The organism is Thermoflexus hugenholtzii (assembly GCF_018771565.1).
Classification (GTDB): Bacteria; Chloroflexota; Anaerolineae; order Thermoflexales; family Thermoflexaceae; genus Thermoflexus; species Thermoflexus hugenholtzii_A.
On record NZ_CP076326.1, the window covers coordinates 2077261 to 2099369 of the forward strand.

Below are 22109 nucleotides of genomic sequence, written 5' to 3' on the forward strand. Positions count from 1 at the left end.
TCGTTTCGGGGCTCTCAGCCAAGACATCGGATCGGTCCCTCATCTCATTCAAGCAAAGGAGGCATAGGAGATGCCGCGTCGCGGCGAAGTGTTACTGGCCATGGGGGTGCTGCTTGTCCTCTGGCATATCCTGGCGGCGCTGGTCCAGCGTCCCATCCTGCCTGCCCCGTTCACGGTAGGGATCGCTCTGGTGAGGGGTTTCCAAGGAGAGCTGGGATGGCACTTCCTGGCCAGCGCCGGGCGGGTGATCATCAGCATCCTCCTCTCGATCGCCACGGCAGCTCCTCTGGGGTTGCTCTTGGGACTCAGCCCCGGGCTGCACCGGCTGGTTTCTCCTTTCTTGTATCTGCTGTATCCGATCCCCAAAGTCGTGCTGGTGCCGATCCTCATCCTCTTCTTTGGGGTCGGGGACCTGGCCAAGATTCTCCTCATCTATCTGATCCTCTTCTTTCAGATCCTGGTGCTGGTCCGGGATGCAGCGGCGGGCCTGCGGCCGGAGTTGCTTCTCTCCGTCCGCAGCCTGGGAGCGGGTCGGCGGGCTCTTTTCTGGTTTGTTTACCTGCCCGCCTCCCTGCCGGCCATCCTAACCGCGGTGCGCCAGAGCATCGGCACCGCAGTGGCCGTGCTATATCTGAGCGAGCTCCTGGCCACCCGTTACGGGCTGGGCTACTACATTTACATCCAGGCCAGCACGTTTTTTGACTATCCGGCAATGTATGGCGGGATCGTGCTGATGAGCGGGATGGGACTGGCCCTGTATCTGATCGTGGACGCGCTGGAGCGGCGCTGGTGTCGCTGGCAGTTTGTCTCATAGACGGCATCCGGAGATGGGGGCGATGATCGGGCTGGCGCTCCTTCTGAGTTATCTTCCCATGGTGGGTTATGCACTTTTCATATGGTGGCTGGATCGGTATGAGAAGGAGCCGCTCCGGCTGGCCTCCACAGCCTTTTTATGGGGAACGCTCCCGGCCATCCTGATCGCACTGATGGCGGAAGTGGCCCTGGAGCCTCCCCTCGAGGAGGGGCTGGAGAGAGATCTGATCTCCAGCGGTCTGATCGCTCCCCTTGCCGAAGAGACCGCCAAGGGGCTCTTCCTGGCACTGCTGTTCCTCCGGCGCCGGGATGAGATCGACAGCCTGTATGATGGATTCCTCTACGGCTCCCTGGTGGGCTTCGGTTTCGCGGCGACCGAGAACGTTTTCTATCTGATTGGAGCGGGAATCGAAGGGGGAACCGCAGCGATGCTGGCGCTGGCATCCCTGCGGGCGGGGATCTTTGGTCTGAACCACGCCTTCTTCACCGGCTTCACCGGCCTGGGGTTGGCGATGGCGAGGCTGTCGCCTCGAGGGTTTCGGCGCCTTTGGGCTCCCCTGGTCGGATGGAGCGCAGGGGTCGGCTTCCACGCCTTCCATAACGGAGTGCTGACCCTCGTCAGCCATCTGGGGGATGAGGGAAGCGTCTTGGTGGGTTGCCTCACAGTTATAGCAGGAGACTGGATGGGGGCGCTGTTAGTGTTCGCCCTGGGGCTATGGGGGCTGTATCGAGAACGTCTCTGGATCACATGGTATCTTGGGAAGGAGGTCGAACGCGGAACCTTGCCTCCAGCGGTCTATCAGGAGTGTCGCTCAGCGTGGCGGCGGGGGTTCCGGCGGTGGGGCGCTCTGTTGCGAGGAGACTGGCAGGAATGGAAGCGATTGGGGGATCTATATGGAGCGGCCATCGAGCTGGCCTTCCGTCAGCATCAGCGGCTCGCGTTGGGGGAACAACGCTGGGAGAAGGAAATCGCACGCCTTCGGGAGAGGATCCGAGCCCTGACCGCTCCTTCAAGGATGGGGGATCCATAAAAACAAAAGGACCGGTGTTCAACCGGCCCTTTTGTTTTTCACTCGCACTCACATATAGAGGAAGTGGAAGGGTTAACCGAACAGAGCGTGGGCTCGGGGGACGGGTTCTCCGCGTCACGTGTAAGCCCTCGGCCGTTAGTACCGCTCAGCTTCACCCGTTACCGGGCTTCCACCTGCGGCCTATCAAACCGGTCGTCTCCCGGCGGCCTTACCCGGTCAAAGCCGGTGGGGGGCCTCATCTTGGGGTGGGCTTCCCGCTTAGATGCTTTCAGCGGTTATCCCGTCCGGACGTTGGCTACCCGGCGATGCCGCTGGCGCGACAACCGGCACACCAGAGGTCCGTCCACCCCGGTCCTCTCGTACTAGGGGCAGCACCCCTCAAGCCCCCAACGCCCACAGCGGATAGAGACCGACCTGTCTCACGACGGTCTGAACCCAGCTCACGTACCGCTTTAACGGGCGAACAGCCCGACCCTTGGGACCTTGTCCAGCCCCAGGATGCGATGAGCCGACATCGAGGTGCCGAGCGAGGCCGTCGATGTGAACTCTTGGGCCTCACCAGCCTGTTATCCCCGGGGTAGCTTTTATCCGTTGATCCACGGCCCTTCCACACGGAACCGTGGGGTCACTAGGCCCGGCTTTCGCCCCTGCTCGGCTTGTCAGCCTCGCAGTCAAGCCCCCTTATGCCCTTGCACTCAACGGCGGGTTTCCATTCCGCCTGAGGGGACCTTTGGGCGCCTCCGTTACCTTTTAGGAGGCTGCCGCCCCAGCAAAACTGGCAACCAGGCACTGTCCGCCGCCCGGGTTCACGGGTCGGCGTTAGGGCCAAGATTTGACCAGGGTGGTATTTCACCGGCGGCTCCACCCGAGCTGGCGCCCGGGCTTCTCAGCCTCCCACCTATCCTACACAGGCCAAACCCTAACCCAATACCAGGCTCCAGTAAAGCTCCACGGGGTCTTTTTGTCCCGCTGCGGGCACTGCGCGTCTTCACGCAGTTCGCAGTTTCGCCGGGACCCTCCTCGGGACAGCGCCCCGGTCGTTACGCCTTTCGTGCGGGTCGGAACTTCGCCTTCTCCCAGTGTTTCCACTGGAGGCAGACTATCCCTTCACCTCACCCGAGCACCCTTAGGAGATCCTCCTTCCGATAACGACGCTTGCCGCTCGGATTCATCTCATACGCCAGATCGATGATGCGCCTCAGATACTCCCGATTGCGATGGCGATTCGCGTGAACCCAGCGGCAAATTTGGGCGAAACGTTCGAAATCTGCCCGCTTCGCTGTTTGCAGAGGATAGCGCTCGAAGTGGGGAAGCACGCGTTGCACGATGTCCGAGATCGATCGCACTTCCCACTTGTAGGTGCGGTCCCCGCGCGAGTAGCGGATGGCTCCGCAACCGAAGAAACGGCGCAGGGCTTTCAGCACCTCCAGCGAGCGCTCATTCAGGGCGACAGCGAAAGCGGGACGCACCTCGATCCCTGTAGACAGCGAGGGACGCAGATTGAAACTCACCATGAAACTTCCCTCGCCGTCCACCAGCCCGGTCACATACCAGGGATCCAGTTGCATCATCTCGCCCCACCTCATCCGGAAGGAGGCTCCATAGGCGCCCTCGGCTCGCCGCATCTGGGCGAGGGGTGAGGGCCGGCGTGTTGCGCGGGGTGGGGAACCGCGCCTCCCCTTTCGGGTCAGTCGTTACGGGGTCAAGCCCGGCGAGGGCCGGGCCGACTTCCCTCGGGATCACCCCACGCCGTCCCGCACCACGGCAGGAGGGCTCCCCCGATATGAGCCGGCGTTTCATCTCCCCTCGCGGGGAGAAGGGGCAAGCGATCGGCTTACCCGACAAGGAATTTCGCTCACCTTAATCCGCGGCTTTCACCACGGGGCGGACCATCTCTTCATCCGGCCAGGAGCTCTTGGCGGATCCGTTCCAGCGCAGGGCGGTCAGCGGAGTTCATGCGAGAGGCGATCCGGATGATCTCCAGTAACCCCTCTCGGGTTTGATGGTGCCCTTTCTTCATCAGGAGGAGGATCCGCCGGAACCGACGCATCTCGACGTTCTTACGGGTTTTCAGAGGATGCCGCAGGAAGAACTCACAGATGCGCTCCAGGCACTCCAGCTGTCGGACCCGGTAGGCGTAGCGGTCCTCATGATTGGGGCGGACTACACCACACCGGAAGAACCGTTTCAAGGCGTAGAGCACCTGGATGTCCCGGCGGTGCTGGACGACCACGAACTCCGGCAGCACCTGATAGCCGATCTTCATCGAGGGATGGCGGGTGATGGAGACGTGGAAACAACCTTCGCCGTCCACGAACCCTACCACCCAGTCCGGAGACAGTTCCATAGATGACCTCCCGGCCGGATGCCCGGCGTATGGTCTCTGAGGATCCCCACCGGGATTGAACCCGGGGGTTTCCTGCGGATTGCCCAATCCCTCACCATTTTGACGCCGGCCTTTCGCCGGAGGCGTAGGGAGGGCTCTTAGGGCTTTCCCGCATACAGCCGGGCATTGCCCTGTCGGTTACCCGACAGGCAGGCAGCGCCTTTCAGGCGATACCTTAGGACCGTTATAGTTACGGCCGCCGTTCACCGGGGCTTCAGTTCAGGGCTACACCGGCCGAAGCCGGGTCACCCCTCCCCTTAACCTTCCGGCACTGGGCAGGCGTCGGCCCCTATACTTCCCCTTACGGGTTAGCAGAGACCTGTGGTTTAGGTAACCAGTCGCCAGGGCCTGTTCACTGCGGCCTCCTCGGGCTCGGCCCGAAGGCCTCACCCTACGCGAGGCACCCCTTCTCCCGAAGTTACGGGGTCAGTTTGCCGAGTTCCCTGAGGAGGGTTCTCCCGTCCGCCTTGGCGCGCTTACGCCAGCCTACCGGTGTCGGTTTGCGGTACGGGCACCCGGGCTTCAACGCTTAGAGGCTTTTCTCGGCAGTGTGGGCTCGACCACTTCCGCCGGGTTTCCCCGGCTCGCCATCATCCCTCAGGCTCCGGCGGCGGATTTGCCTACCGCCTTCATCGCCCTAAGGACTTGGCACCGGCACAGCCAGCGGCCGGCTGGCCTACCCTCCTGCGTCCCCCCTTCGCTCCACCCGGGTGGGGCCGGAATATTAACCGGCTGTCCATCGGCTACGCCTTTCGGCCTCGCCTTAGGTCCCGCCTAACCCGACGCGGATCGACCTTGCGTCGGAAACCTTAGGCCTTCGGCGGACGCGGTTCTCACGCGTCTTCCGCTACTCGTGCCGGCATTCTCACTTCCGCACGCTCCACGCGTCCTCACGGTCGCGCTTCCACGCGTGCGGAACGCTCCCCTACCGCTCCCGTGCCTCATCGGCACGAGAACCCGCTGCTTCGGCGCCGGGCTTAAGCCCCGTTACATTTTCGGCGCAGGGCCGCTCGACCAGTGAGCTGTTACGCACTCTTTAAAGGATGGCTGCTTCTAAGCCAACCTCCTGGCTGTCATAGCAGCCCCACATCCTTTCCCACTGAGCCCGGACTTGGGGGCCTTAGCAGGCGGTCTGGGTTGTTCCCCTCTCGACCATGGAGGTTATCCCCCACGGTCCGACTCCCACGCTGCACGTGGCGGCATTCGGAGTTTGACAGGGTTCGGTAGCATAACGCCCCTAGCCCTACCAGTGCTCTACCTCCGCCACGGACCGCGTGAGGCTAGCCCTAAAGCTATTTCGGGGAGAACGAGCTATCTCCGGGTTCGATTGGCATATCACCTCTACCCACAGCTCATCCCACACCTTTGCACTGGTGATGGGTTCGGGCCTCCACGGGGGATTAGCCCCGCTTCACCCTGGCCATGGGTAGCTCACCCGGTTTCGCGTCTACTCCCGGCGACGAGACGCCCTGTTCGGACTCGCTTTCGCTCCGGCTCCGGGTGTGACCCCCTTAGCCTTCGCCACCGAGAGTAACTCGCCGGCTCATTCTCCAAAAGGCACGCCCTCAGGCATTGCCCCCAAAGGGGCCATAGCCCTCGGACCGCTTGTAGGCATGCGGTTTCAGGTTCTATTTCACTCCCCTCACCGGGGTTCTTTTCACCTTTCCCTCACGGTACTGGTGCGCTATCGGTCGCCAGGGGTATTTAGCCTTGGAGGGTGGTCCCCCCTGCTTCCCACGACCTTCCACGTGGGCCGTGGTACTCGGGATCCCATCCCCGGGAGGCCTTCGACCTTTCGCCTACGGGGCTATCACCCTCTATGGCGGGCCTTTCCAGACCACTTCGGCTAGGCCAAGGCTTGGTAACTCCCTGAGGCGTCCGAGGCCGCCCCCGGATGGGTCCCACAACCCCCACAGGGCAACGCCCTCGGGCTTTAACACCCTGTGGGTTTGGGCTCTTCCCCGTTCGCTCGCCACTACTAGGGGAATCTCGGTTGATTTCTTTTCCTGGGGGTACTAAGATGTTTCAGTTCCCCCCGTGCCCCTCCGTGGCCTATGGATTCAGCCACGGATGCCTGGGGTTCACCCCAGGCGGGTTTCCCCATTCGGGCACCCCCGGGTCATCGCGCCCGCACACGGCTCCCCGAGGCTTTTCGCAGTGTGCCGCGCCCTTCATCGGCCCCTGGCGCCAAGGCATCCACCGCATGCCCTTACTCGCTTACACGTGACGCGGAGAACCCGTTTCCCGAGCTGCCCGCGTTGCTTTCCTCTATTCCACGCTCTGTTCGGTTGTTAAGGTGCACGCCGGACTCCTCGCCCGACTCACCATGACGAGCCCCTTCCCGGCCCGCCAGCGGATGGCCGCTGGCTCCCGCCTCCGAACCAAACCCTGCCCGGCTTCGGGAGCCAGCCTCCATCCGGCAACGCTGGATTATAACGAGGAGTCCCTCTCCTGTCAAGGTGCCCAGGTGGAGATGACGGGATTCGAACCCGTGACCTCCTCCGTGCAAAGGAGGCGCTCTCCCATCTGAGCTACATCCCCACCTCAGGTGGGCCTGCCTGGACTCGAACCAGGGACCCCTCCCTTATCAGGGGAGTGCTCTGACCGCCTGAGCTACAGGCCCACACCTCATACTGCGCTTATGATTTTATACGCCGATCGCGTCCCCTGTCAAGATGCCGCCCGGCGGGGCACACGAGGAGGATCCTTGAGCCGGAGGTCTGAAGCCCTCTCGGAGGAGGTCGCCCCCTGAGATCCCCCATAGCCTTCTATGAGGAAGAGACCCCCGAAGCATCCATCTCCATCCCGGGCTTGCCTCGGGGAACACCCGGCGGCGTCTTCCTATGTCCCGGGCGCCCCGAGGATGGCCCGCAAACATTCCGTCACGGGAGGCAGGGGGGTCTGGAACAGCCATCCCACCTCCAGCCAGAACCCCGGCACCGCGATGCTGGCCACCCGTCCCGCCCGCACCTCCTCCACCGCATATCGATCCCCCTGCCGCCGATGCACCCACAGCACCCCCTCCTCCCCATCCACCCCCCAATACTCCTCCACCCCCGCCCGCGCATATTCCTCCGCCTTCTCCCACAGATCCAGGGTCCGCGTCGACGGGCTCACCACCTCCACCACCAGCGCCGGCACCACCTCCAGGGGCACCCCCTGCGCCCGCCCCACATCCTCCGGACGGATCACGAACACATCCGGCTCCCGCACCACGTCCGGCAACACCCGCACCGCCGCCGGCCCCATCAAAACTTTCCCCCACCCCCTGGCTTCACAATAGCCCCGAAGGAGCCAGTAGAGGAAGCCGACGAGATCTTGATGTTCCGCGGTGGCCGGTGAGTGCATCAGGACCTCCCCCCGGACGAACTCCCAAATCCGGTCCTCCGGCGCCTCCCGGAGATAGCGCTCCAGCGTCCACCCTCCCATCCGGATCACATACGGCTCCCGCACCGGAACCTTCCGCTCGTCCACCACCATCACCCCCATCGCCACCTCCCATCTGTCCGCCCCATCCATGCAGGGGTTTCCGGATCATCTCGTCGAACCCGGCCCATGGGGTCAAACGATTACGATTACACCAAACATGATGGGCCGGATCTTCGAGGCGGGCAATCCAGGGAACGGCCGCCCGTCATCGCCGGTGCGGCTCCGTCGATCCATCCGGCAGAACGAGCAAGAAGCCGCCAGAGCGTCCAGCTGGTTATCGCCTCCATCCGGGGTGAGGCGCTCCGTGAAGCGCGCGACTCACCGCCCAGCGATCCCTCACCGGCACCCGCAGGCCTCGAGGGAGGGACAGTCGCAGACTTCGGCCACCGCCTCGATCTCCACCCGAGCTCCCATGGGCAGCGCGGCCACGCCCACCGCTGAACGAGCGGGGGGCATCTGCGGGAAGAACTCGGCGTAAACGGCGTTCATGCGAGGCCACTCGGAGAGATCCACCAGGAACACCGTGGTCTTGACCACGTGACGAAGACAGGACCCGGCCGCTTCCAGGATCGCCCGCAAATTCTCCAGGGCCTGCCGGGTCTGGCTCTCGATGTCCGGCCCCGCCAGCTGACGGGTCTCCGGGACCAGGCCCAGCTGGCCAGCGGTGAAGATGAGGTTCCCCACCCGGATGGCCTGGGAATAGGGGCCGACAGCAGGGGGAGCTTTCTCCGTGGCGATCGCTTCCCGAGCCATGACACCTCCTTAGCGGTGGATTCAGGCGGAACGCGAGCCGTAGAGGACATGCTGGCGAACCGCGTGACAGAGCAGGCACATGGGGTCCTCGCAGAGCAGGGCCATAGGATCCCGGCGCAGGAGCTCCAGAAGGATCTCCACCATCCGCCCCATGGGCAACCCCTGGAAGACCCGCTCGCTCAGGTAGACCCGACGGGTGATCGGCTCCAGACGCGGCGCGGCGGCGCCGAAGCCTCGACGACACCCCGGGAAGCCCGGCAACTCCACCACCCGGCGGTCCATCAACGCCCAGCGGAGGAAGGTTTTGCGCCCGGCCAGGGCTTCCACGTAATGGATGGCCACGTTCATCGTGGGATCGGCGCCGAGGAGCAGGACGTCGCCCCCTTCCGCATGGAGCCAGCGCAACGGCCCCCAGGGATCCTGGAGAGATTGGGCGGCGGCGACCGCCTCCGCCCGCGGGCCCACCGTGACGAAGGAAAGGACGGGGTGCTCGCTCCGGCGCGCGCCGGGCAGCCGACGGGCCATCTCCGGGAACGGACCCCACTCCGGATCCGCCGGGAGATCCGGGCGGAAAAACACCGCCCGGGCGTTGCCCCCCTGCATGGCCAGGTAGACCACGCCGTTATCCGGCGGGCCCATCCGCGGATAGACCATGGTGGAAGAGGTGAAGGCAGGGGTCAGCCAGGTCTCGCCGGCCATGGCCGCCTGGACCGCGCCGAGGAGGGTGGCGATGCCCCCTCGCACCTGCTCCGCCGCGTCGGGGGCGGCCACGATAAGGGCCGGGCCGTCCGGGTTCCAGCGGATGGCCTCCAGGGCCAGAACCAGGGTTCGGAAACCGATCGGTCCCACCACCGGAGCTCAGCGTCCTTTCCATTCGGCCTTGCGCTTCTCGATGAACGCCCGCATCCCCTCTTTCTGATCCTCCGTGGCGAAGAGGAGATAGAAGAGCCGGCGCTCATATTCCAGGCCGTCCCGCAGGCTGGTCTCGAAGGCTTTGTTCACCGCCTCCTTGGCCAGGCGGACGGCGATGGGCGGCCGGGCGGCGATCTCCTTCGCCAGGCGGATCGCTTCCTCCAGGTAAACTTCCACGGGGACCACGCGGGAGACCAGCCCGGCGGCCTCCGCCTCCCGGGCGCTCATGTAACGGCCGGTGAGGATCATCTCCATCGCCTTCGACTTGCCGATGGCCCGGGTCAGGCGCTGGGTGCCCCCGGCCCCGGGCATCACCCCGATGTTGATCTCCGGCTGGCCGAAGACGGCGGTCTCCGAGGCGATGATGATGTCGCAGGCCATGGCCAGCTCGCAGCCCCCGCCCAGGCACCAGCCCGAGACCGCGGCGATGATCGGCTTGCGGATCCGCTGGATGCGATCCCAGCGGGCGATGTGATCCCGCAGCAGCATCTCCACCGCGCTGGCCTCGGCCATCTCCTTGATGTCCGCCCCCGCGGCGAAGGCCCGCTCGTTCCCCGTGATCACCATGCAGCGGATGGCCTCGTCGCGATCGAAGGCCTCCAGAGCCGTCGCCAGCTCCTCCATCAGGACGCTGTTGAGGGCGTTCAGCTGCTGGGGGCGGTTCAGGCGGATCAGCCCCACGTTCTCGATGGTCTCCACCAGGATCGAGGTGTAGGCCATGGGACCCTCCCGCAGGCTGAGGATGGGATCTCCTACCGGAAGTTCAACAGGAAGATGGCCTCCAGGGTGGCGTAAAGGTTGAGGGTCATGTGCATCACGATGGGCGGCCAGAGGGACCGGGTGCGGGCCCGCAAACCGGTTAGAGCCAGGCCCACCAGGAAGGCCTGGGCGATCCAGAACCACTGATCCGTGGTCCCCCCGTAGGTGAAGAGGTGGAACAGGGCAAAGATCAGCGAGACGAGATAGACGGCGAACATGGGGCCCACCCGCACCGCCAGGGCGGGATACAGGAGGCCCCGGAACAGCAGCTCCTCCGTCGGCGGGCCGACCAGCACGGCGAGGAACCCCATGGCCGTCCAGCCCAGGGGATCCCGGCCTCGGAACAGAGGGGCCAGGTTCTCCGGGATCACCGGCCGGCCCGACGCCATGGTGACCGCATCCAGCGCCACTGCTAAGCCCAACGCTAAGAAGGGCACCGCCCACAGGGGGATGCGCGCAGGGGGAACCAGGCGCAGGGCTGGGGCCAGCGGGCCGCGCACCCACAGGCGCAGGGCAGCCCCCACGGTGATCAGGGTGAACAGATAGATGAAGCCGCTGGCCAACCCCGTGAAGCGCCCGCTGGCGGCCGCTCGGGCGTAGGCGGCCTCGAACGGCTGGCCGGGCATCGCCACGACCCAGTAGATCAGAAAGAAGAGGACGCCCAACATGAACTGGACCATCAGGAAATACGCCAGGGCCGTCAGAGCCAGGCCGATCCCCCAGGGCGGGGCCGGCTCCAGCTCCTCAGACGGTGCGGAGGAGGACGGGGCAGGACGCATCTTCACACGCTCCTCATATCACGAAATATTGAAGGAAATCGATCCGAGCTCCCGGGGCCGGGCCGGCGGGCCTCTTCCTCATCGCGCCCACGCCAGCGTCCCATCTGGCCACCTGCCACCTCGGGGCGGGTTCAGAGCCTGCTCATAAACCCGGGCGAACTCCTCCTCAAACCGGGCCGCCATCGCCGGATCCGTCACGATCAGGAAGTTCTCATCGTTGTCCTGCTCGGCGTTGCGGGAGAAGTTATAGGACCCGAAGATCACCACCCGACGGTCGATGACGAACACCTTGTGGTGCATGTTGTAAGGGTTGCCGTCCTTCAGCACGTCGATCCCCGCCCGCCGCAGGCGGTTGAACTGGCTCAACGGGGATCCCGCGCCGCTGGACTCGAACACCCCATGGATCTCCACCCCGGCCCGGGCCCGCTCCAGCAGCGCATCGCCGATCCGCGGGTGCGTGAAGGCGAAGGCCATGAACACGATGCGCTCCCGCGCTCCCCGGATCGCCCGCACGATGGCCTCGACCGTCGGATCCTCCGGGGCGAAGTAATTTTCCACCGGGATCCCATGGATGGTCAATCGCGGGGTCGTGTCGCCGGAGGGACGAGCAGGGCCGAAGGCGCGGCGCTCGAACATGGCGGCGAACTTGACGGCGTAATTGCGGGCCAGCTCCGACGAGCGGAGGAGAGCAGCGTTGTTGTTGTTCTGATAGACATCGTTGTCCGTGAAGTTCATCGAGCCCGTCCACACGCGCTCGCCGTCGATGACCATGAGCTTGTTGTGCATGTAGCCCTCCCGCTCGTCGGTGACCACGGGGATGCCCCCCGCCCGCAGGCGGGCGACGGCCTTCGTGTCAGCGTTGTCGGTCTCGGTGACCACCCGAACCCGGACGCCGCGATCGCGAGCCCGCAGGAGGGCCTCCGCCACCGGCATCAGATCGATCTCGTAGACGGCCACGTCCAGGGTCCGCTGGGCGCCATCGATGGCCGCGATGAGGGCATCGGCTACACCTCCCCGATGGAACTCCGGGGCGTCCGGGAAACGCGGGGCCGTGAAGAAGACCTCATACCATCCCCCCTCGCCGGAGGGAGCTGTGGAAGGCGGCGCCCCGCCCCGGCCCATGCACTGCTGGGCCATCCCCAGGGCCGCCGCCAGGAGCAACAGAACGGCCAGGCCGGCCAGGGAGAGCGGCCGGGATAACGCCCGAGACCTTCCCGGAAGCAGACTCCGCCTCCTGCGCGAGCTCAAAGGGACCTCCGGAGAGGAAATATCCTTACCCATCCGGATCCCCCGGAGGGGGATCCGGGGACCAGTCCCGCAGGGCCTCCAGGGTCCATTCCAGACGCTGCCCCGGCGTCCAGGCTTCCCACTCCGGAGGAGGCGTCAGCCCCCATGGAGAGAGCAGCTCCCCCGCTTCCGCCGCCGGGGCCCGAGCCGCCCGGCCGATGCGGCGCATGGCCAGGCGCACCCGCTCGCCGGTTCTCTCCGGGGCGGGACCCACCCGCGCCATCGCCCAGTCGAGCAGGCGCTCCGCCTCCATGTCCGTCAGCCCGCTCCGCCAGCTCTCGTCCTCCAGCACCCGCTCCAGCCAGGCCGCCAGCCTGGGCTCCAGCGTCCGTTTTTCCTCCCACGGGCTCAATGCCAGCCTCCCACGATCTGCGGAAGGGCGATCCGCAACGTGTAGGGCGCAGGCTCGGTGGTGAACCGCGCCAGCGCCGAGATCGCCAGCACCACCCGGCGATCCGGCCCCGCCTCGACGAGCCCCTCCCCGGTCCCGTCCGGCCGCAGGGGCAGCCGCTCCACCCGGGCCTCCCCGTCCCTCCGGAGGCGGAGGACCTGGAGGACGAAGCGCACGGGGACCTCCGGGGCGACCCGGGCCCAGCCCTCGGCCTCCCACCCGGCCTCCTCCTCGGCCCCATCCCGGAGCCCGATCTCCGGGATCTCGATGGCGTCTAAGGCCACCCCGGGGCGGTTGACCGCATCGTCGGTGACCACTTCGAAGCGCAGGCGGATCACCTGCCCTGCGTAGGGGGTGAGATCCACCGTCTCGGTGATCCAGCGCGGCCTCTCCCCTCCTCCGCTCACCCCCGTGTAGCCCCACCCCAGGTTGTTGTGATTGGGGTTCGCGTCGGTCCCCGAGGGCGTGCGCAACATCGTCCAGCGCTGCCCTCCATCCGTGGAGACGCTGACGTAGGCGTAATCCCAACCCTCCTCCAGATCATACCAGATGCGATAGCGCAGAGTGGCCCGTGGGACTCCCCGCAGATCGACGATGCGGGTCAAGCGGGGGTTGCTGTCGTCCCCCCGGACCGCATACCAGAACCGTCGGCCCTCGAAGGGGGAGGCGGCGACCAGGGGGAGGACGGAGGAGCCCCGGAAGGAAAGGGCCAGGGTCCGCCCGGCCGGGAGCTCGATGTAATCCGTGGCGTAAGGGAACACCGTGTCCCGGATCTCCTGCGGGAGGCGGTTCACCCGGACGGCCCGCCGGGGCTCCGGAAGCTGCAACGCCCGGTAGCGCGGCCCCGAGGGGGGCTCAGCGTGATCCAGGAAGTTTGCCGCGACCCATTCCAGAAAGAAGGCGTCGGCGTCCTCGCCCGCTCCCCGCTCGCGCAGCACCGCGTCCACGGCCTCCAGGCCGTTCTCCGGGTGGGCCACCAGACGCCGCGTGGCCTCCTCCCCGAAGCGCTCCAGGAAGTATTCCAGGAAAAGAAAAGCGGCCCCGTAGTGCTCCGCGTTCCCCTCCTCCTGAGTCCCCCAGGTGTTCAGCTGGGTGTCGGGCTGACCCAGGAAGGCGCTCTCGAAGCCGCCCACATCGTAGCCGCTGAGGAAGGCGGCCAGCTCCGAGGCCCCTTCGTTCAGCCAGGTCTCCTCGTTGCGATCGTGATACCAGTGGATCATGTGCTGGAACTCGTGGGCCAGCACCCCGTGATAGAAGTCGGAGTTCACAGACACGCTATCCAGGTTGATGTAGAACATCTCCGCCTCGTTGGAGTCGGTCCGCACGGCCCTGGGGAACTCATCCTTGCTGGCGTAATAGCCCGCCACGCCCCCCAGCCCGCCGGCGTGGAGGATGAAGAGATGCGGATCGCAATCCACGCCGGGCGTCCATTCGCTCCCGAAGAATTCGCGGACGGTCGGGTAGGTCCGCTGCTCGAAGATCTCGGCGGCCGCCCGCAGATCCGCCGGGTCCACCGTCCGCCCCTCCTCCACCCAGAGATACGCATGGGGGGTCTTCTCCCGCAGGACCGCCGTGACGGTGAAGGTCTCGTTCGTGTCGTTGTTGGAGGCCAGGAAGGCTCGCCGGGCGCCGAGGGGAAGGTCCCGCTCCGGCCGGCAGGCCGTCTCCGGGGTGTCAGGCGGGAGGCCGAGATACCGCACCGCCAGATCCCGCAGGTCCCGCACCGGAGGGTCTGCCTGCAGGAGCGCCCGGAGCGTCTCCGTGGCGTCTGGGGTCCCGGCAGGGGTGGGGGTCCCCCAGGGGGCGGTCGCCGGGATCGTCGGCGTGGGGGTTGGGCCGGGCACCCCGCCGCGCCCGCACAGCCCTCCCAGGACCAGCGCCAGAAAGAACCAGCGGATGATCCCCGTTCGAGTCATCAAGGGCTCCGGAGGGAATCCAGGCTCTGGCTCTATCATAATCCCACCCCTCGGGATGGGTGTGTCCCGATTTTGTCGGGCCTGGCCGCCTTGTAGGACAACTGCGAGCAGTTGTCCTACGATTTTGGGACCCACCCCTCGGGATGGCGCTTCCCCCCTGCGCGGTGTCCGGGAGGTCCTGAAGCGCCCCGCTCATCGATCCGCTCGCCTCCGACCGCGCCTTACCGCTGATGTGGATGGGATCATGCGCCGGTCTGTCGAGGAGTTGCCGGAGCTGATCGCAGCGGCCGAGGAGGAGGGGCTTCCGCCACGCATCCAGGACGCGGGGGATTTCGCCCGCCGTCATCACGTCCTGCTGCTACGTCATCCGGAAAGCGGGATCAACGCGGATATCTCCTTGGGCATGCTATCTTTCGAAAAAGAGGCGGTGGAACGCCGCATCGCTTATCAGGCTGGCGAACTCACGATCCGACTTCCCATCCCCTGAAGACCTCATCATCTTTAAGGCTGTGGCACATCGACCTCAGGACTTGCTGGATATTCAGGCCCTTATCAAAGAACTCATCGCAAAAGGGGTGCAAGAAGCGGAGAGGAACGAGGGATTCTTAATGCAAATCAGAACAATCAAATCAGATCTTGGTAGCACTCAGAAATTTGGATAAAATGGGATTGTATTCGGACACCTGCTTCGGGATGGATCCGATGGCCCGGACAGTCGACTGGGGAGGCATCGGGGCGCCCTCGCTATCCTGAGGATCGGCCTTGAAATCCAAACGATCCAATCCAGATGCCATCCCAGTGAGGGAGCGCTCAAGCCCCCTGACGAAGGGAGACGTTCGGGACCTGATGTTGGGGATCCTCGCGAAGGGGACAAATCGGGATGGAAACTTTTTCCTTACACTCGCTGTGGCAGAAGGCGAAAAGAGGAGACTGGATCGTCGGATTGCGGTGGGAGATGCCTGGAGAAGAGCAGCTATGGGAAGCCTGGATCCGCGCGGCCGCCCGCGCCGGGCATCGCCTGCTCTACTTCCGTCAGGACGGCGCGCTCAGCGGGATCCTGCAAGATCTGCCGGGGACCACCCTCGTGGACGCCCCACAGTGGAGCCCCAACCTGCGCGCCCGTCTCCTGGACCTGCTCCCCCGGGAAGGCCCCCTGACGGTGGGGCTATGGGAGGACCTGCAGGGCTTGCTGAGCCAACCGGACCCCTGGGCCGCCTGGGAGATCCTGGAGGCCCTGGATTGGCTCCGGCGGGAGGCTCCGGTGATCTGGTTCACCCTGATCCGAGGGGATCCGGATACGCTGCCGCTCTTCACCCCACCGGTGCCCCTGGCCTCCTTTATAGTGATCCCGCTCACCCTGCCGCCGGATCCTCTCCTGCTAATCCTGGCGCTCCGGGAGGAAGATCCGCGACTTCCTCCCGGCCTTTACCGGCTGGTCTTTGATCCCGAGCCCCGGCTGGAGTTCCTCGCGCACACCTCGGTGAAAGGGCTCCTCCCCTTGTTCGGGATACTGCATCGCCAGCGTCAGCGGCAACACACGCTGGAGCAGCGAATGCGCCTGCTCGCAGCCCTGGCCGAAGGGACGCGGTGGTTGCCGGATCTCCCGGCCTTCCTGAACGTTCTCATCCGGGAGCTGGTGGAGCACCTCGAGGTGGATCGGGGGGCCATCGCCCTCCGGGAGGGGCCGGATCGCCTGCGCATCGTCGCCGAGCACCGGCGGATCGAAGGCCCCTCGGCCCTGGGCGCCGTCATCAACCTGACCGACGATCCTCTCTCCGCCCGTGTCGTGCAGACGCGCCAGCCCCTCGTCCTCAACAAGATCCAGGATCCGGCCCTCTTCGGCGCCTCCGCCCCCCTGCTGCAGCAGCTTGGGATCCGCTCCATTTTGATCGTGCCCATCCCACGGGGGGAAGAGGTCCTCGGCAACATCGGCCTGGACAGCGTCCGCGTGGAGCGCCCGTTCGGGCCGCAGGAGGTCCAGCTGGTTCAAACCATCGCCGAAGGGGTCGCGGGCCTGATCGAAGGGGCGCAGGCCCTGGAGCGACAACAACGCCTGGCCCAGCTCCTCGAGGCCCTGCACCGGATCCTCCGCTCCGCCTTAGAGGTCCAGAACTTTGAGGACTTCCTCCATCAGGTCCTCGCGCAGGCCATGGAGGCCCTGGAGAGCCCCATCGGGGTCCTCTGGGCCGCGGGGAGGCTCAGCGCGCGCGGGATCTCATCCCCCGTCCTCGAGTCCATTGAGGACACCGTCCGAAAGGAGGGGCTCCGCATCACCGAGACCCTTGCAGTGTCGGATCACCGGGAGCTTCCTCCGTCTGCCCTGCGAGACGCCCTCTTGCAGGCGGGCATCCGGGCCTCCCTGAGCGTGCCGATCCGGGCCGGCGAGCGCCCAATCGGCGTCCTGGGCCTGGCCAGCCCGACCCCGCGCCGGTGGAGGCCGGAGGAGATCGCGCTCGCGGAGGCCATCGCGCTGGAGATCGGCCATACCGTTGAGCGCATCCGCTTTGTCCGCCATCTGCGCCTGCTCTATCGCCTGGCGGACGCCCTCAGCGGGTTCCGGGATCTGCATGGGGCGCTGCAGCCGATCTTTGATCTGATCCGGAGCGAGCTGGTGGCGCGTGAGGTGTGCCTGTATCTCCCCGTGGAAGAAGATCCCTCGACGCTGGCCTGCCGGATCCGCTCGGCCTCGGGATCACGATCCGTCTTCCCGGCCCGCATGCGCCGGCATGCCATCCCGGCCCTGGAGCCCATATTCCAGGGCCAGGCCCTCTGGTTCACCGATCCGCCCGGCGCCCCTACCCCCTTTCCCGCCCGATCGCTGGCGCTTCTTCCGTTGAAGCACAAGGGCGAGATCCTGGGGAGCCTGGCCATCGCCTGGGAGAAGCCGACGGTCTTCGATGTGGACACCCGGGAGTTCCTGTTCCGGGTAGCCGCCCTGCTGACCACGGGGGCGCTCAACGAGCGCCTGTGGCGGCAGCTGGAGCGTCGCGCCCGTGAGCTCGAAAGCCTCACGGAGTCCCTGCAACAGGCCCTGAAGCTCCGCGAGCAGATGATCCAGAACGTCTCCCATGAGCTGCGGACCCCCCTGGCGATCCTTCAGGGATACATCGAGCTCATGCGGGAGGAAGCTTTGGGCCCTCTGACGTCGGAGCAACATGAGGCGCTGGAGGTGATGCAGGAGCGGTTAAATGGGCTCATTCGGTATGTGGAGCTCCTCCTCACCCTTCAGGAGATCCAGGCCGGCGCGCGGTCGCTGAACATCCTGGATCTCCGGGAGCTGGTGCGGGAGGCATGCCGGGCGTATCAGAGCCGCCTCGATCCCCAACGCCATGCCCTCCGGGTTCACCTGCCGGATCATCCGGTCTGGGTGATGGGGGAAGGGGAGCGCCTGCTCCTGACCCTCACCGAGCTCCTGGAGAACGCGGTCAAATTCTCCCCGGCGGGGGGGACGATCCAGGTCTCCCTCGCCGTGCAGGGGCCGGAAGCCCTTCTGGAAGTGCGCGATGAGGGGATCGGCATCCCTGCCGAAGCCATCTCCCGGGTGTTTGAGCCCTTCTATCAGGTCAACGGGGGCACGACCCGGAAGTTCGGAGGGATGGGAATTGGGCTGACAGTGGTGAAGCAGGTCGTCGAGGCGCATCAGGGTCGCGTGGAGATCGAGAGCGCGGTCGGTCAGGGCACGCGCGTCCTCCTGCGCCTGCCCATCGTGATCCCATGATCCGGGCGGCCGAACCGGTCGCCCCGGCGATCCCCCGGCCCCGGGCGAGGACCCGGGGCCACCTCTTAGGGCTTTCCAGTTTCTCCGCATGCAGGGCAACTGCTTGCAGTTGCCCTACATAAAAATTCTGGAAGGCCCCGGCCACCTCCCCTGGATGTGAGCGAAAGCACCCGGGAGACCTGACGGTCGACACCCCTACCCGGACCGATCCGGGTGTATACTTCGCGGAAAAAAGATAACCGGGATGAACCTTCTCGGCCCCGGGCGGGGCCGTTGGCAGCCCAAGCGAAGAGGGAGGTTTCCCATGGCCCGACCGATGGTGACGGTGGACGGGAACGAGGCCGCCGCCAACGTGGCCTATCAGCTGAGCGAGGTGATCGCCATTTATCCGATCACCCCCTCCTCCCCGATGGGGGAGCTGGCGGATGAATGGGCGGCGAAGGGACGCCCCAATCTGTGGGGGACGGTGCCGAAGGTGATCGAGATGCAGAGCGAGGGCGGGGCCGCTGGGGCCATCCATGGGGCCATCCAGACCGGCGCCCTGGCCACCACCTTCACGGCCTCCCAGGGCCTGCTGCTGATGATCCCCAACATGTATAAAATCGCCGGGGAGCTCACCCCCCTGGTGATCCACGTGGCCGCCCGCACCATCGCCACCCACGCCCTCTCCATCTTCGGGGATCACAGCGACGTGATGGCCGCGCGGCAGACCGGGTTCGCCATCCTGGCCTCGGGCTCGGTCCAGGAGGCCCAGGATCTGGCTCTCATCGCCCACGCGGCGACCCTGGAGTCCCGCGTCCCCTTCCTCCATTTCTTCGACGGTTTCCGCACCTCTCACGAGATCAACAAGATCGAGCTGCTCACCCCGGAGGACCTGCGGGCGATGATCGATGAGGAATGGATCCGCGCCCACCGGGCCCGGGCCCTCTCGCCGGATCATCCCTTCATCCGGGGCACCGCCCACAACCCCGACACGTATTTCCAGGCCCGGGAGGCGGTCAACCCTTACTACCTGGCCTGCCCCACCATCGTCCAGAACGCCATGGACCGCCTCGCCCGCCTGGTCGGACGTCACTACCATCTCTTCGACTATGTGGGGGACCCGGAGGCGGAGCGGGTGATCGTGCTCATGGGCTCGGGGGCGGAGGTAGCGCATGAGACCGTGGAGTATCTCAACGCCCGGGGCGAGCGGGTGGGGGTCATCAAGGTTCGGCTTTACCGCCCCTTCTCGGTGGAGCATTTCATCCGGGCCTTGCCGCCCACCGTGAAGGCCATCGCCGTGCTGGATCGGACGAAGGAGCCGGGCAGCGCGGGGGAGCCCCTCTACCTGGATGTGGTGACCGCGGTGGAGGAGGCCATGGCCTCGGGCCTCGCCCCCTTCCGGGAGATGCCGCGGATCATCGGGGGGCGCTACGGGCTCTCCTCCAAGGAGTTCACCCCGGCCATGGTCAAGGCCGTCTTCGACGAGCTGGCGAAGGACCGCCCGCGGAACCACTTCACGGTGGGCATCTACGACGATGTGACCCACACCAGCCTGGAGTTCGATCCCTCGTTCTCCACCGAGGACCCGGAGACGGTGCGGGCGGTCTTCTACGGCCTGGGGGCCGACGGCACGGTGAGCGCCAACAAGAACTCCATTAAGATCATCGGGGACGAGACCGATTACTACGCCCAGGGCTACTTCGTCTACGACTCCAAGAAGTCCGGCTCGGTGACGGTCTCGCACCTGCGCTTCGGGCCGCGGCCCATCCGCTCCTCCTACCTGATCCGCCGCGCCAACTTCGTGGCCTGCCATCAGTTCAACTTCCTGGAGCGCATGGATGTGCTGCAGGTTGCCGAGCCGGGGGCGATCTTCCTGCTCAACAGCCCCTATGGGCCGGACGAAGTGTGGGACCACCTCCCCCGTTCGGTCCAGCAGGCGATCATCGAGAAGAACCTCCGCTTCTACGTGGTGGACGCCTACCGCATCGCGCGGGAGCACGGGCTGGGGCCGCGCATCAACACCATCCTGCAGACCTGCTTCTTCGCCCTGACGAACATCCTGCCCCTGGAGCAGGCGGTAGCGAAGATCAAGGAGGCCATCGTCAAGACCTACGGCAAGCGGGGCGAAGCCATCGTGGAGAAGAACTTCGCGGCGGTGGATGCCGCCCTGCAGCATCTCCATGAGGTGAAGGTCCCCAACCGGGTCACCAGCACCTTCGACCGTCGGCCGCCCGTGCCGCCGGAGGCGCCGGAGTTCGTGCAGCGGGTGACCGCCCGCCTGATCGCCGGGGAGGGGGATCTCCTGCCGGTGAGCGCCTTCCCGCCGGACGGCACGTGGCCCAGCGGGACCAGCAAGTGGGAGAAGCGCAACATCGCCCAGGAGATCCCGGTGTGGGAGCCGGACCTGTGCATCCAGTGCGGCAAGTGCGTGATGGTCTGCCCCCACTCGGTGATCCGGGCCAAGGTCTACGATCCCGCTCTGCTCGCGGAAGCCCCGCCCACCTTCAAGCACGCCCCGGCCCGGTGGCGGGAGTTCAAGGACATGGTTTACACCCTCCAGGTGTCCCCGGAGGATTGCACCGGCTGCGCCCTGTGCGTGGAGGTCTGCCCGGCGAAGGACAAGTCCGATGTCAGCCGCAAGGCCATCAACATGCGGCCCCAGGCCCCGTTGCGGGAGGCCGAGCGCCGGAACTGGGAGTTCTTCCTCCAGCTCCCTGAGGTGGATCGGCTGCGGGTGAACGTCGGGCAGGTGAAGGACGTGCAGCTGCTGGAGCCGCTGTTCGAGTTCTCCGGGGCGTGCGCCGGCTGCGGGGAGACCCCCTACCTCTCGCTGCTCACCCGGCTCTTCGGCGACCGGCTGGTGATCGCCAACGCCACCGGATGCTCCTCCATCTACGGGGGCAACCTCCCCACCACCCCGTGGACCTACAACCGGGAGGGGCGCGGCCCGGCCTGGTCCAACTCGTTGTTCGAGGACAACGCGGAGTTCGGCCTGGGGATGCGCCTCAGCCTGGACAAGCAACGGGAATACGCGATGGAGCTCCTGAAGCGGCTCAGCGCGCAGATCGGCGAGGCGCTGGTGGAGGAGCTCCTGAACGCCGATCAATCCACGGAGGAAGGGATCCGGGCCCAGCGGGAGCGGGTGGGTCTGCTCAAGGCCCGCCTGCAGGCGCTGCCGGACTCCCCGGAGGTGCGGAATCTGCTAACGGTGGCGGACGCCCTGGTGCGCAAGAGCGTGTGGATCATCGGGGGCGACGGCTGGGCTTACGACATCGGCTACGGTGGGCTGGATCACGTGCTGGCCTCGGGCTATGATGTGAACATCCTGGTGCTGGACACCGAGGTCTACTCCAACACGGGCGGCCAGATGTCCAAGGCCACCCCGCGGGGGGCGGTGGCCAAGTTCGCCGCGGGCGGCAAGCGCGGCCCCAAGAAGGACCTCGCCCTGATGGCCATCAGTTACGGCAACGTCTATGTGGCCCGGGTGGCCATGGGAGCCAACGACACCCATACCGTCAAGGCCTTCCTGGAAGCCGACTCCTATGAGGGGCCGTCCCTGATCATCGCCTACAGCCACTGCATCGCCCATGGCTACGATCTGCGCTACGGGATGGAGCAGCAGAAGCGGGCCGTGCTCTCGGGCTACTGGCCGCTGATCCGCTACGATCCGCGGCGGCTGCGGGAGGGCCTCAACCCGCTTCAGATCGACTCCCGGCCGCCCAGCATCCCGCTCTCGGAGTATATGTATAACGAGACCCGGTTCACGATGCTGGTCCACAGCCGGCCGGAGATCGCGGAGGAGCTGCTGGAGGAGGCCGAGGAGGAGATCCGCCTCCGCTGGCGGGTCTACGAGGCCCTGGCCCAGATGCCGGTGAACGGGCGGAATGGCCGTGCCTGATCAACCCGGGGCAGGGCCCCTAAGCGGGGCCCTGCCCCTCACTTCCATCCTCGCA

General features: G+C 66.0%; 13 protein-coding genes, 2 tRNA genes and 1 rRNA gene. 5 read left to right on the forward strand and 11 right to left on the reverse strand.

The genetic code is table 11. The annotated features are described in order from the left end of the window. Window positions 1–70: 70 nt before the first annotated feature. Together KNN16_RS09480 and KNN16_RS09485 are read left to right on the forward strand one after the other, a co-directional pair. Complete coding sequence (locus tag KNN16_RS09480) at window positions 71–814, forward strand: ABC transporter permease (protein ID WP_303896590.1); 744 nt, start codon at window positions 71–73, stop codon at window positions 812–814. Between the two features lie 22 nt (window positions 815–836). Continuing rightward, window positions 837–1844 carry a PrsW family intramembrane metalloprotease gene (locus KNN16_RS09485; protein WP_303896592.1) on the forward strand — a complete coding sequence of 336 codons (1008 nt, stop codon included), beginning with the start codon at window positions 837–839 and terminating at the stop codon, window positions 1842–1844. Between the two features lie 116 nt (window positions 1845–1960). Here KNN16_RS09485 and KNN16_RS09490 read toward each other — a convergent pair. The 11 genes from KNN16_RS09490 to KNN16_RS09540 all read right to left on the reverse strand — a co-directional run bounded on the left by KNN16_RS09490 (window position 1961) and on the right by KNN16_RS09540 (window position 14456). Continuing rightward, a 23S ribosomal RNA gene (locus KNN16_RS09490) occupies window positions 1961–6453 on the reverse strand. A gap of 245 nt (window positions 6454–6698) precedes the next feature. Beyond that, window positions 6699–6771, reverse strand: a tRNA-Ala gene (locus KNN16_RS09495). An 8-nt stretch (window positions 6772–6779) separates the two neighbouring features. After that, a tRNA-Ile gene (locus tag KNN16_RS09500) sits at window positions 6780–6853 on the reverse strand. 218 nt (window positions 6854–7071) lie between these two features. Beyond that, on the reverse strand, window positions 7072–7719 hold the full coding sequence (locus KNN16_RS09505; protein ID WP_303896594.1) for a Uma2 family endonuclease: 648 nt from the start codon (window positions 7717–7719) through the stop codon (window positions 7072–7074). A 276-nt stretch (window positions 7720–7995) separates the two neighbouring features. Next, window positions 7996–8412, reverse strand: coding sequence for a RidA family protein (locus KNN16_RS09510; protein ID WP_299287207.1), 417 nt, complete (start codon window positions 8410–8412; stop codon window positions 7996–7998). Window positions 8413–8433: 21 nt separating this feature from the next. Then, on the reverse strand, window positions 8434–9261 hold the full coding sequence (locus tag KNN16_RS09515) for an AAC(3) family N-acetyltransferase (protein WP_303896597.1): 828 nt from the start codon (window positions 9259–9261) through the stop codon (window positions 8434–8436). Window positions 9262–9270: 9 nt separating this feature from the next. Next, on the reverse strand, window positions 9271–10044 hold the full coding sequence (locus KNN16_RS09520) for an enoyl-CoA hydratase-related protein (RefSeq protein WP_299287201.1): 774 nt from the start codon (window positions 10042–10044) through the stop codon (window positions 9271–9273). 32 nt (window positions 10045–10076) lie between these two features. Further along, window positions 10077–10862, reverse strand: a complete 786-nt coding sequence (locus KNN16_RS09525) for a CPBP family intramembrane glutamic endopeptidase (protein WP_299287198.1) — start codon at window positions 10860–10862, stop codon at window positions 10077–10079. A 78-nt stretch (window positions 10863–10940) separates the two neighbouring features. Next, window positions 10941–12110: a phospholipase D-like domain-containing protein gene (locus KNN16_RS09530; RefSeq protein ID WP_303896599.1), complete on the reverse strand. Its 1170-nt coding sequence runs from the start codon at window positions 12108–12110 to the stop codon at window positions 10941–10943. A gap of 25 nt (window positions 12111–12135) precedes the next feature. Beyond that, window positions 12136–12501, reverse strand: a complete 366-nt coding sequence (locus tag KNN16_RS09535; protein WP_303896601.1) for a hypothetical protein — start codon at window positions 12499–12501, stop codon at window positions 12136–12138. Then, the gene (locus tag KNN16_RS09540) at window positions 12498–14456 is read right to left on the reverse strand and encodes an immune inhibitor A domain-containing protein (protein WP_303896603.1); all 1959 of its coding nucleotides are present in this window, start codon (window positions 14454–14456) and stop codon (window positions 12498–12500) included. The genes KNN16_RS09535 and KNN16_RS09540 overlap by 4 nt, the downstream gene beginning before the upstream one ends. A 244-nt stretch (window positions 14457–14700) precedes the next feature. Here KNN16_RS09540 and KNN16_RS09545 point away from each other — a divergent pair, with 244 nt between their 5' ends. The 3 genes from KNN16_RS09545 to nifJ all read left to right on the forward strand — a co-directional run bounded on the left by KNN16_RS09545 (window position 14701) and on the right by nifJ (window position 22054). Then, the gene (locus KNN16_RS09545; protein WP_303896605.1) at window positions 14701–14943 is read left to right on the forward strand and encodes a hypothetical protein; all 243 of its coding nucleotides are present in this window, start codon (window positions 14701–14703) and stop codon (window positions 14941–14943) included. Window positions 14944–15411: 468 nt separating this feature from the next. Beyond that, entirely contained in the window at window positions 15412–18174 is a 2763-nt protein-coding gene (locus KNN16_RS09550) for a GAF domain-containing protein (protein ID WP_303896607.1), read from the forward strand. 304 nt (window positions 18175–18478) lie between these two features. After that, the gene (gene nifJ, locus KNN16_RS09555; protein WP_299284113.1) at window positions 18479–22054 is read left to right on the forward strand and encodes a pyruvate:ferredoxin (flavodoxin) oxidoreductase; all 3576 of its coding nucleotides are present in this window, start codon (window positions 18479–18481) and stop codon (window positions 22052–22054) included. Window positions 22055–22109 lie beyond the last annotated feature (55 nt).